Source organism: Streptomyces graminilatus (assembly GCF_001418565.1).
Lineage (GTDB): Bacteria > Actinomycetota > Actinomycetes > Streptomycetales > Streptomycetaceae > Streptomyces > Streptomyces graminilatus.
On the sequence record NZ_LIQQ01000578.1, the window covers coordinates 1 to 10,715 of the forward strand.

Consider the following 10,715-nt stretch of genomic DNA (forward strand, 5'->3'; position numbering starts at 1 on the left):
TCCGAGTGCGGTGGGCGGCGGCTGCCGGTCGGTGTGACCGGGCTGCGCTCCGAGCGGCTCGCGTGCGGGCCCGGGGCCAGATGGACGGGGTGTGCGGGGTGCGAGGGGTGCGCGGGTGTCCGCGACGTACGGGCCGCCGGGGTGGTGTTCTCGCGGACCGTGACCTCTTCCTCGGCGGTCGCGTGCGGTTTGAGCAGCGCGGGCGAGCCGACTCGGACCGGGACCGGCGCCGTTTCGGGGATACGGGCCCGCCTGCGGTCGCGCAGGTCCAGGATCCAGGTCTCGGCGCGGGTGATCAGCGGTTCGCACCAGGGGAGCGCCAGCAGGACCAGCAGGCCCGCGACCCAGCCCAGGATGACGTCGCTCAGCCAGTGCGTACCCAGGTACACCGTGGTGAGGCCGACGCCGAGCGACAGCATTGCCGAACTCGCGGACAGCCAGCGCCTGGTCGACGGGGTCGAGGCCAGATAGGCCAGGATGCCCCAGGTCACCACGGCGTTGGCGGTGTGGCCGCTGGGAAATATATCCCCGCCCATGTTCATCTCGTTCGACCCGATGGTGGTCGCGTAGTGCGGTCCGAGACGGCCCATGCCGATCTTGGCGGCACCGACCGTGACATTGAGCAGCAGCAGCGCGACACCGAACGTGAGCAGCGGGCGCAGGGTGTGCTGGCGCCAGGCGCGCCAGCCCAGCCAGGCCGCGATCATCACGGCGGTGGGGCCGCGCTGGCCGAGCACCACGTAGTAGTCGAGGAACGCGTGGATCTCCGGCCACTGCTGGTACGGCCGGAAGAACATGACCTGCCAGTCGAGCCGGACCAGCCACGAGGTGATCACGACGGCCCACACGGTGGCGAGATAGAAGGCCAGGGTCGCGACAAGGAGCGCGATCCTGTGCCGGCTCATCCTCGGCACATCGATGTGGGTCGGCCGTTCCGGTTCCCGGTCCAGCCTCGCGAACACCCGGTCCAGACGGGCAAGGTTTCGTTCGGTACGCACCCAATCGACGTTACAGCGAGTGAGCTGGGATCACCGCCCAACTCACTGCTTTGTAATGACGATGTGATGTGGGATTCCTCTCAGGAGGATGTTTAATTCCCTGGAATCCCTATTCGGCAGCCCATCTTCCCTTCATTTCCATTGATCATGCGGCCGTGTTGTTTTATGGCTCTTTTGAATTGGTTCACCCGGGGGTCGTCCGGAATTCGCCGGACGGTAGCTCAGGGTGGACCGGAGCCGTTCAGCCAGAACGCCCCGTAGACCGCCGACGCGACCGCTACCGCGCCCGTCACCAGCACCGACCTGGTGGTACGCGCCCGGGCCAGGACCTGGGCGAGCGGCAGCAGGAGCGGGAACGCGGGGAGCAGCAGGCGTGGCTTCGACCCGAAGTAGCTCGACGCGCACAGGGCGAGCACGGTGACGACACCCGCGTACACCAGCAGGGGCAGCGGCTGGCGCTGCCGTACGCAGACGACGAACAGCCAGATCAGCAGGCCCACGCCGACCGTCAGCGCGATCCCGGCGAGCGCCGACGGGAACGACGTGAACTTGGCGGCGACGAAGCGGGCGAACGCGGCTCCGCCGTCGAAACCGTTGCGCCAGCCGGCCTGGACGTCCAGATAGCCCAGGGGGCCCTCACCGGTGCGGTGGCCGACCCACAGCACGTAGCCGACGGCGCCGAGCGGCGCGATCAGCATGGCGAGGGCGCGCCGCCGGACGGACGCGCCGCCGTGTGGCGCGGGCGCCGTGCGGAGCGAGGCGATGGCCGTCACCCACACGGCCGCCACCACCGCGAGTCCCACCGGGCGGGTCAGGCCCGCCAGCAGGGCCAGGGCGCCCGCCGTCACCCAGCGGCCGGTGAGGACCGCGTACAGGGACCAGGCGGCCAGAGCCGTGAACAGCGACTCGCTGTACGCCATCGACTGGACGATCCCGACCGGCAGCACCGCCCACAGCAGCACGGCGAAGACGCCGGCCCGGCGGCCGTAGACATGATCCGCGACCGCGAACACGCCCCAGGCCGCGGCGAAGCACGCGACGGCACTGACCGCGAAGCCCGCGTCGGCGTACGACATCGGGGTGAACGAGGCCAGGAGCCGCTCCAGCCAGGGGAGCAGCGGGAAGAAGGCGAGGTTCGAGTGCACGTCGCCGTTGGGGAGGCGCACCTCATAGCCGTAGCCGAGTTCGGCGACCCGGGTGTACCAGAGCGAATCCCAGCGCGCGGTCAGCAGTCTGTACGCGTCCTTGTCCCGCGCCGCGCTCCACAGGGCCAGCGCCGCCAGGCCCAGCAAACGGACGGCCGCGTACCCGAGGAGGGCGGGCGCGGCCCGGCGGAGCGCGGGTGGCGCGGACGGCGCGGGCGGCGGGCGGGTGGCGAGAGCTGTCACCGGTCGATTATCGACGGCGTACGGCACCGGGCCGGGGCGGGTGGTCCACGACACACGTGTTCCGCGGGCCCGTGAGAGGTCCGCCACTTTTGGCCGCCGTGAACTCGCGTACGCTGTCGGACCACTCGCTTTTCGCCGCGCGGACCGAGGACACCGCTCCTCCTCGGTCGAGCCGAGGCCCCCGGGGAGTCCCCACCCCGCGGACCGTCGAACGCGAGGGAATCTTGGAGGTACGTACATGTCCGGGACGACCACGGCCGCCGCCGCGCCGCGCCGTCGGGTGGCCGGGGCCGGTGCCAACCGGTGGGTCGTCCTCCTCGTCCTCTGTACGAGCCTGCTGCTCGTCGCCGTCGACGCGACCGTGCTGCACGTGGCGGTGCCCGCCGTCAGCGAGGACCTCCGGCCGGGCGCGATGGAGCTGCTCTGGATCGTCGACATCTACCCGCTGGTCTGCGCCTCGCTGCTGATCCTGTTCGGCACGCTGGGCGACCGGGTCGGCCGCAGACGGATCCTGCTCCTCGGGTACGGGCTGTTCGGCGTCGCCTCCGGTCTGGCCGCCCTCGCCGGGAGCGCCCCGGTACTGATCCTGGCGCGGGCGCTGCTGGGCGTCGGTGGGGCGATGATCATGCCGGCGACGCTCTCGATCCTGCGCCAGGTCTTTCCCGAACGGCGTGAACGGGCGCTGGCGATCGGGGTCTGGAGCGCGGTCGCGGCGGTGGGCGCGGCGGTCGGTCCACTGCTCGGCGGCTTTCTGCTGGAGCACTTCTGGTGGGGTTCGGTCTTCCTCGTCAACATCCCGCTGATGCTGGTCAGCCTCCCGGTCGGGCGACTGCTGCTGCCCGAGTCGCGCGGTGAGCGGGCCGACGGCCCGTGGGACGTGGTCGGCGCGCTGATGGCGGCGGGCGGGCTGTTCGGTGTCGTGCTGGGCGTGAAACGGCTGGGCGGCGGGGACGGAGCCGGGAATCTCCTGACGGTCGGGCCGCTGGTGGTGGGCGTGGCGCTGCTCGTCGTCTTCGTACGGCGGCAGAGGCGGCGTACGCATCCGCTGGTGGACCTGAAGATGTTCGCGCGGCCCGCGTTCAGTACGTCCGTCGGGTGCATCGTGCTGGCGATGCTCGCCCTGGTCGGGCTTGAGCTGATCGCGGCGCAGTATCTCCAACTGGTGCTGAGGCTCTCGCCGTTGCAGACGGGGCTACGGCTGCTGCCGCTGACGCTCGCGGCGATGGCGGCCGGGCTCGCCGGGGCGCGGCTGCTGCGGACGTTCGGGCCCCGGACGATGGTGTGCGCCGGGTTCTGTCTCACCGCGGCCGCGGTCCTGCTGCTGACGGCGATGGGCGACGAGGACAACGCGGCGCTGTTGCTGTCCGGGTTCGTGCTGCTGGGCTTCGGCCTGGAGACGACGCTCTTCGGGGCGTACGAGTCGATGCTGAGCGAGGCCCCGGCGGAGCGGGCGGGCGGGGCGGCGGCGATAGGCGAGACGTCGTACCAGCTCGGCGCGGGGATCGGGATCGCGCTCCTGGGAAGCGTGATGAACGCGGCGTACGCGCCCGGGGTGGGGTCGGTGCCGGGGGTGCCGGCGTCGGCGTCGGCCGCGGCGGGGAATTCACTGGGCGAGGCGTACGAGGTCGCCGGGCGGCTCGGGGGGCCGCCCGGTGTGGCCCTGCGGACGGCCGCCCGGGACGCGTTCGTGCACGGGCTGCATGTGACGTTGCTGGTGAGCGCGGGGCTGTTGGTGCTGGGGGCGGTGATGGCGTTGCGGTTGCCGCGGGTCGCCCCCGCGGGGAGTGAGGTGGCCGCGGTGCCTGGTCCCCGGGAGGTCGAGCCCTCGCGCGTCCCGGTGTGACCGCGACGGATCTCCCACCCACGCACCACCTGTGGCGGGCATGCCGAGAGGTGGACGTCTCTCATGGGGGTGCGCGAGCGTCGGCGGCTTGCGGCTCGCGGTCGTTCCTTGGTGCTGGACGTACGGCACTCTCCGTCGTACCGTCGGGGCCAGCGTCGTAACTAGCGGTGTTAGTTTTATTGAGTTGCCGGAGGGCTCCCTGTGGCTGTGCACGCGAAGCTGCCCCCTTTCGACCCCGCCGACCCCCTCGGCCTCGACGACCTGCTGGACGCGGAGGACCTGGCGATCCGGGACACCGTGCGGGCCTGGGCGGCCGATCGTGTGGTGCCGTATGTTGCCGAGTGGTTCGAGGAGGGGGCGCTGCCGGACATCCGGGGGCTCGCCCGTGAACTGGGCGGCATCGGGGCTCTCGGGATGTCGCTGACGGGATACGGCTGCGCCGGCGCCTCCGCCGTGCAGTACGGCCTCGCCTGTCTGGAGCTGGAGGCGGCGGACTCCGGTATCCGGTCCCTCGTCTCCGTGCAGGGCTCGCTCGCCATGTACGCCATCCACGCCTTCGGCAGCGAGGAGCAGAAGCGGCACTGGCTGCCGGGCATGGCCTCCGGCGAGGTCATCGGCTGCTTCGGGCTGACCGAGCCCGACCATGGCTCCGACCCCGCCGGCATGCGTACGTACGCCAAGCGTGACGGCGGCAGCGGCGGCGACTGGGTGCTCAACGGGCGGAAGATGTGGATCACCAACGGATCCGTCGCCGGTGTGGCCGTCGTGTGGGCGCAGACCGACGACGGCATCCGCGGGTTCGTCGTGCCCACCGACACGCCCGGGTTCTCCGCACCCGAGATCAAGCACAAGTGGTCCCTGCGGGCCTCCGTCACCAGCGAGCTGGTGCTCGACGACGTGCGGCTGCCCGCCGATGCCGTACTGCCCGAGGTCACCGGACTCCGCGGGCCCCTCAGCTGTCTCTCCCACGCGCGCTACGGGATCGTCTGGGGTGCCATGGGCGCGGCCCGGTCCTGCTTCGAGACCGCCGTCGACTACGCGAGGACGCGCGAGCAGTTCGGGCGGCCCATCGGCGGATTCCAGCTCACCCAGGCCAAGCTCGCCGACATGGCGGTCGAGCTGTACAAGGGGATTCTGCTCGCCCACCATCTGGGGCGACGCATGGACGCCGGCCGCCTGCGTCCCGAGCAGGTCAGCTTCGGCAAGCTGAACAACGTACGAGAGGCCATCGACATCTGCCGTACGGCCAGGACGATCCTCGGCGCCAACGGGATCTCGCTCGAATACCCCGTGATGCGGCACGCGACGAACCTTGAGTCGGTGCTCACGTACGAGGGCACCGTCGAGATGCACCAGCTGGTGCTGGGCAAGGCGCTCACCGGACTGGACGCCTTCCGCTGACCTGAACAGCGGACTGCGGGGCCGGTGAGCGGCCTCGCTCAGCTCTGGTTGAAGAAACCGTCCGCCCGGTGCGGCTGGGGCTCCCCGCTGATGATCTCCGTGTCGGCGGGGGTCAGCAGGAACACGCGGTTGGACACCCGCTCGATGGAGCCGCGCAGACCGAAGATGAGGCCTGCGGCGAAGTCGACGACGCGCTTGGCGTCGCCGGCCTCCATGGCGGTGAGGTTCATGATGACCGGGACGCCGTCCCGGAAGAGCTCGCCGATGGCGCGGGCGTCCCGGAAGCTGTCCGGGGTGACCGTGCCGATCCGGCGGCCCTTCTCCTCGGCCACCTCGCCGGCGACCTTGACCCGGGGGTCCGTGACCCAGGCATCCCCGGGCTGCTCGGTCCCCTCGGAGTAGTCGTCGTCGTAGTAACGCTCGTCATCGTTGTTGTCGTCGACGAGGCCAAGCCAGGCACTCGCCTTGCGTACCGATCCCATGGACGCCTCCTCTCACAGCGGTCTCTCATGCATTCCGCATCCCTATCGTCATCCATGATGCGGATGGCGCGCCAAGTGAATAGACGCCGCGCGGGGGTTTCGTGACGGTACTGGTGCACAACCATTTCGTCGAGAGGCCCCGCGCCGCAAGGGTCTTACCGTGTCCGGCTGCTGACTGAGAGTGAAATATGATTCTTCGTGGCGTATGGGTGAGCGTTGGGACGTATGGGTGAATGGGTGTCCTGCCCGCTTTCCTGACGGGGGCTCAGTTGTCGTTGTCGGGTGCCCAGTCCCGGCCGGTTCACGCCTGACGTCAGGTCAGTTCGCGGTCTCCGGCGGGGAGTGGGCGGTGGGAAAGGGAAAGAGGTGCTGAGGGGAGGGGTGCGCGCGAGTGTGAAGGCGCGGATGAGGCGCTGATGAGGTGTGGGTGTGAGATGTGGGGCGTGCGGTGTGAGGTGTGCAAGAGAGGCAAAGAGAAGGCAAGGGGACGCACGGGAACGCACGGAAACGTACGGAAACGCGAAAAGGCGCCCGGGTGAGTGGGCGCGCAGGGGGTCAGCTCAACAGGAAGAGGACCACACGCGACCGAGGTCGATGTGGGAGCGTTTGACCAGCCACTGCTGCGGATGCATGGGGTAAGTGGAGCAGGCATCCGGTTCGGCGTCAACGAAATGAGATGAACCGCTCACAGTTCGGACAGCCTTGACAGTGAGGGGAAACGCCGCCGTACAGTCGGTGGACGGCCCTGCTGAGGGGCTCGGCCGTACCGCGCCCCGCGCGCCTGTGTGAAGGCACCACCGTGTTCGACCCATCGCGTCACGGAGCCCTCGCATGCCCTCAGACATCCCGGCCGGGCCGGCAGCCCCCCAGCCGACCCTCGTCATCGTGGGGGCCGGTCCTCGGGGGACCGGCCTCCTGGAGCGGATCGCCGCCAACGCACCCGAGCTGTACGGGGATTCAGGCCTCGACATCCATCTCGTCGACCCTCATCCGCCGGGCGGCGGGCGGATCTGGCGCCAGGAACAGTCCCCGCTGCTGTGGATGAACTCGCAGGCCCAGGACGTCACCATGTTCACCGACGAGACGGTGGCCATGGCGGGCCCGGTGCGCCCGGGACCCACGCTGCACGAGTGGGCTCAGATCGACGGCCGCCTCTTCTCGGACCGCCGGCGCCTCGGCGCCTATCTGAACTGGGTGTACGAGGACACGCTGGCCGCCCTGCCGCCCGGCATCCGCGTCCACCACCACGTAGGGCGTGCCCTGCGGGTCGACGGGCCGCGCGAGGGACGCCAGCAGGTGTGGCTGGAGGGGCGGGACCTGCCGTTGTCCGCCGACGCCGTGGTCCTGACACTCGGCCACCTGGACGCCGAACTCGACGCCGAGCAGAGCGAGTTCGCGGCCTACGCACAGGCCAACGGGCTGCTCCATCTGCCGCCCGACTTCACCGCCGACAGCGACCTGTCCGCGCTGCGCCCCGGTGAGCCGGTCCTCGTCCGGGGTTTCGGGCTCGCCTTCGTCGACCTGATGGTGCTCCTCACGGAGGGGCGCGGCGGGCGGTACGAGGGTGATCCCGAGGGCGACGAGGGGGAGTTGACCTATGTGCCGTCCGGGCGGGAGCCCGTGCTGCACGTCGGCTCGCGGCGCGGGGTGCCGTACCACTCGAAGATCGGGTACGACTGGACCGGTGAACGGCCGCCCCTGCCACGGTTCTTCGGCCCCAGAGAGGTGGACGCGCTGCTCGCGCGTCCGGACGGGTTCGACTTCCGGCGGGACGTATGGCCGCTGGTGGAGAAGGAGTTGGGGTTCGCGCACTATCACCGCCTGTTCACCGTCCACCCGGAGCGGACCGGCGGCGCCTGGACGGACTTCGAGGAGAAGTACGCCGCCGGGGACCGGGCGGAGCGGGAGGTGCTGGTCGCCTCCACCGTGCCCGACCCGGCCGACCGGCTCGACCTCGACGCCCTCGACCGTCCGCTCGACGGGGTGCGCCATCCGTCGTACGAAGCGCTCCAGGACGGGCTGCGAGAGTACATCCGGAACGATCTGACACGACGTCATGATCCTTCGTACAGCCCGGACCTGGCGGTTTTCCTCGGGCTGCTCTCCGTCTACGGGCAGTTGGTGCGGCTCGGCGACATCGGAGCCTGGTGGCACGGCTTCTTCAGCTTTCTCGCCTCCGGGCCGCCCGGACCCCGGCTGCGGCAGATGCTCGCGCTGTCCCGGGCCGGAATCCTCAACTTCCTCGGCGCCGACACGACCGTCACCGCCGAGGACGGGGTCTTCCGGGCGCGTGGTGCCAGTGTGCCGGGTGCCTCGGTGGAGGCCCGCGCGCTCGTCGAGGCGCGGCTGCCGGAACCCACCCTGGAGCGCGCCCGCGACAGCCTGCTGCGCGAGCTGTACGGCGACGGGGCCGGTGTGACCCCCGAGGGGCTGCTCGCCGTGGACCGCGGTGACGGGCGGATCCTGGACCGGGACGGCCGGCCGTATCCACGCCGCTTCGCGCTCGGGCCGCACACCGAGGCGCGCGGCTCGGGCGCGTTCACCCGGCCGCGCACCGGCGGTCCCGCCTTCCGCCAGAACGACGCCACGGCACGCGCCGCGCTGACCTTGCTCAGGGCGCTGCACTCGGCACATGGGCCGGACGTCGAGCCGGAGCCCGAGCGTGGCGAGGAACGCGGCGAGGAACGCGGCGACGAACGCGGTGAGGGACGCGGCGAGGCACTCGGTGACGGCCGTTGTCGTGCAGAGTGCGGTGCCCGGCGCGATGTCGAGCACCGTGCCGGGCACTGTAGCGAGCGCTGTGGCGAGCGCTGTGCCGGGCGTGGTGTCGAACACATTGCCGAGCGCGTTGCCGAACCGGTCGCCGGTCACGACACCGCCGCCTGAAGCCTCCCGCAAGACAAGCCTCCCGCAAGACAAGCCTCCCGCACGACAAGCCTCCCTCATGACGCGAGTGCGGTGACGCACCGACGAAAGGCTCATCCCCATGTCCTCAACGCACGGCCGGGGGCTGCTGCACCTGGCCGCCGCCGTCGATCAGCCCCGGGCGGGCCGGCCGACCCTGTTCGACGCCGATCCGTACGTCGAGGCGGCGCGGCTCGCCGAGAGCGGCGGGCTCGACTTCGTGACGCTCGGCGACTCCTTCGCGTCCCCCGGACCGGACGCGCTCGGCGTGCTCGCCAGGGTCGCGCCCGCCACCGCGCGGATCGGGCTGGTGGCCACCGTGGCCACCGTGGCCACCGCGCACACCGAGCCCTGTCACGTCCCGGCGGCGCTGGCGACCCTGGACCGGGTCAGCGACGGACGGGCAGGCTGGCAGTTCGACCTGTCGGCGACCGAGGCCGAGCCCCGGCTCTTCGGCCGTCGGCGCGCCGTAGCTGATGACGAAGAGCGGCGGCAGACCGGTGAAGACGCCGACGTGGCAGCCCGGTTGGGGGACGGCGGGGAGAGCGGCGCCGAGCTGCGGAGCGACGGACTGTGGGGCGACGGGCGACGGGCCGCTGAGCTGCGGGGCGCCGGGCTACGGGCCGCCGAGCTGCGAGGCGACGGGCTACGGGGCGACGGACCGCGGGCAGCCGGGCTGCGGGGCGACGGGCTGCGAGGTGACGGGCGACGGGCGTTCGAACTGCGGGACGCCGGACCGCGGGACGCCGAGCTTCGGGACGTGGTGGCCGGTGGCCACGCGGAGCGCGGGAAGCCGTACGGGGTCGACGACTTCGAGGGCACCCCCTTCTCCGTCAAGGGCCCGTCCGGCGCGCCGCAGCCACCGCGGGGCCACCCCGTCCGTGTGGTCGACGCCACCGCGGCGCGGGCCCGGCAGCTCGCGGCCCGGTACGCGGACGTGGTGCTCGTCCGGGCGGTGAGTGCCGCGCAGGCGGGGGCCGTACGGGACGAACTGCGGGTCGCAGCGAAAGACTTGGGGCGCGACCCGGACGAGCTGCGGGTCCTCGCGAGCCTGGTCGTCGACCTGGGGGGCGGAGAGCACGCGGCCGAGCCGGGGCACGGGGGCGGTGGTCCCCGGCCGAGCGCGCACGGCCCGCTGTACCGGGGCGGACCCGTCGACCTCGCCGAACTGATCACCGCCTGGCACACGTCCGGCGTCGTCGACGGCTTCCATCTCGTCCCCGCCGAGCCGCGCCGCGATCTGGAGCGGCTCGTCAACGGAACGGTGGCGCTGCTCCAGCACCGGAGCCTGTTCCGCACCTTCTACCCGGGCCGTACCCTCCGGGAGCACCTGGGGCTGGCCCGGTCGGCCAACCCGTATGCCGGTCCGGTCCTGACGGCCGGGGACGTGTCATGACCCTCCGTCGGGGTGGCCTGGACGGGTTCGTGGACCGGCCGGGCGAACCCGTATGGGGGGACTGACTGAGCGCCGTGGTTGCAAAGATGACATACAGGTTGTGTACGGGCCGGGCCGCGCACGGAACGCGTGGTTCAGGGCGTGTGCCGAAGGCGGCGCACGACGGTTTCCAAGGAGTGAGCTGGCGTGGGTTCTGGCGTGGTTTCTGAGGTCGGTTCCGGAGTCATATCCGGAGCGGGTTCCGGGGCGAGTTCAGGTGCGGGTTCCGGAGCGGGGTTCATGACGGGGGACCGGCACAGGGCC

The 10,715-nt window shown here is 71.3% G+C and carries 7 protein-coding genes; 4 read left to right on the forward strand and 3 right to left on the reverse strand.

Translation table 11 applies throughout. The annotated features are described in order from the left end of the window. A partial coding sequence (locus AOK08_RS37045; RefSeq protein ID WP_055534295.1) for a phosphatase PAP2 family protein occupies window positions 1-998 on the reverse strand: 998 nt, incomplete at its 3' end. A gap of 221 nt (window positions 999-1,219) precedes the next feature. After that, window positions 1,220-2,386 carry a mannosyltransferase family protein gene (locus tag AOK08_RS37050; protein ID WP_055534289.1) on the reverse strand — a complete coding sequence of 389 codons (1,167 nt, stop codon included), beginning with the start codon at window positions 2,384-2,386 and terminating at the stop codon, window positions 1,220-1,222. A gap of 238 nt (window positions 2,387-2,624) precedes the next feature. Between AOK08_RS37050 and AOK08_RS37055 the strand changes: the two genes are divergently transcribed. Together AOK08_RS37055 and AOK08_RS37060 are read left to right on the forward strand one after the other, a co-directional pair. Beyond that, entirely contained in the window at window positions 2,625-4,229 is a 1,605-nt protein-coding gene (locus AOK08_RS37055; protein ID WP_055534290.1) for an MFS transporter, read from the forward strand. A gap of 201 nt (window positions 4,230-4,430) precedes the next feature. Then, a complete protein-coding gene (locus AOK08_RS37060; RefSeq protein ID WP_055534291.1) occupies window positions 4,431-5,630 on the forward strand; it encodes an acyl-CoA dehydrogenase family protein in 1,200 nt (399 codons plus the stop codon). Window positions 5,631-5,668: 38 nt separating this feature from the next. Here the strand turns inward: AOK08_RS37060 and AOK08_RS37065 are convergent, their stop codons facing one another. Continuing rightward, on the reverse strand, window positions 5,669-6,112 hold the full coding sequence (locus tag AOK08_RS37065) for a cell division protein SepF (protein WP_055534292.1): 444 nt from the start codon (window positions 6,110-6,112) through the stop codon (window positions 5,669-5,671). Between the two features lie 831 nt (window positions 6,113-6,943). On the opposite strand from AOK08_RS37065, the gene AOK08_RS37070 reads away from it, so the two are divergent. Beyond that, the gene (locus tag AOK08_RS37070; RefSeq protein ID WP_079054488.1) at window positions 6,944-8,998 is read left to right on the forward strand and encodes an FAD/NAD(P)-binding protein; all 2,055 of its coding nucleotides are present in this window, start codon (window positions 6,944-6,946) and stop codon (window positions 8,996-8,998) included. Between the two features lie 100 nt (window positions 8,999-9,098). Further along, the gene (locus AOK08_RS44105) at window positions 9,099-10,412 is read left to right on the forward strand and encodes an LLM class flavin-dependent oxidoreductase (protein WP_055534293.1); all 1,314 of its coding nucleotides are present in this window, start codon (window positions 9,099-9,101) and stop codon (window positions 10,410-10,412) included. Window positions 10,413-10,715: the final 303 nt, after the last annotated feature.

Coding starts and splice junctions, on each gene's coding strand:
- AOK08_RS44105 (WP_055534293.1), top strand. CDS start 9,099: ATGTCCTCAACGCACGGCCGGGGGCTGCTGCACCTGGCCGCCGCCGTC.
- AOK08_RS37055 (WP_055534290.1), top strand. CDS start 2,625: ATGTCCGGGACGACCACGGCCGCCGCCGCGCCGCGCCGTCGGGTGGCC.
- AOK08_RS37070 (WP_079054488.1), top strand. CDS start 6,944: ATGCCCTCAGACATCCCGGCCGGGCCGGCAGCCCCCCAGCCGACCCTC.
- AOK08_RS37065 (WP_055534292.1), bottom strand. CDS start 6,112: ATGGGATCGGTACGCAAGGCGAGTGCCTGGCTTGGCCTCGTCGACGAC.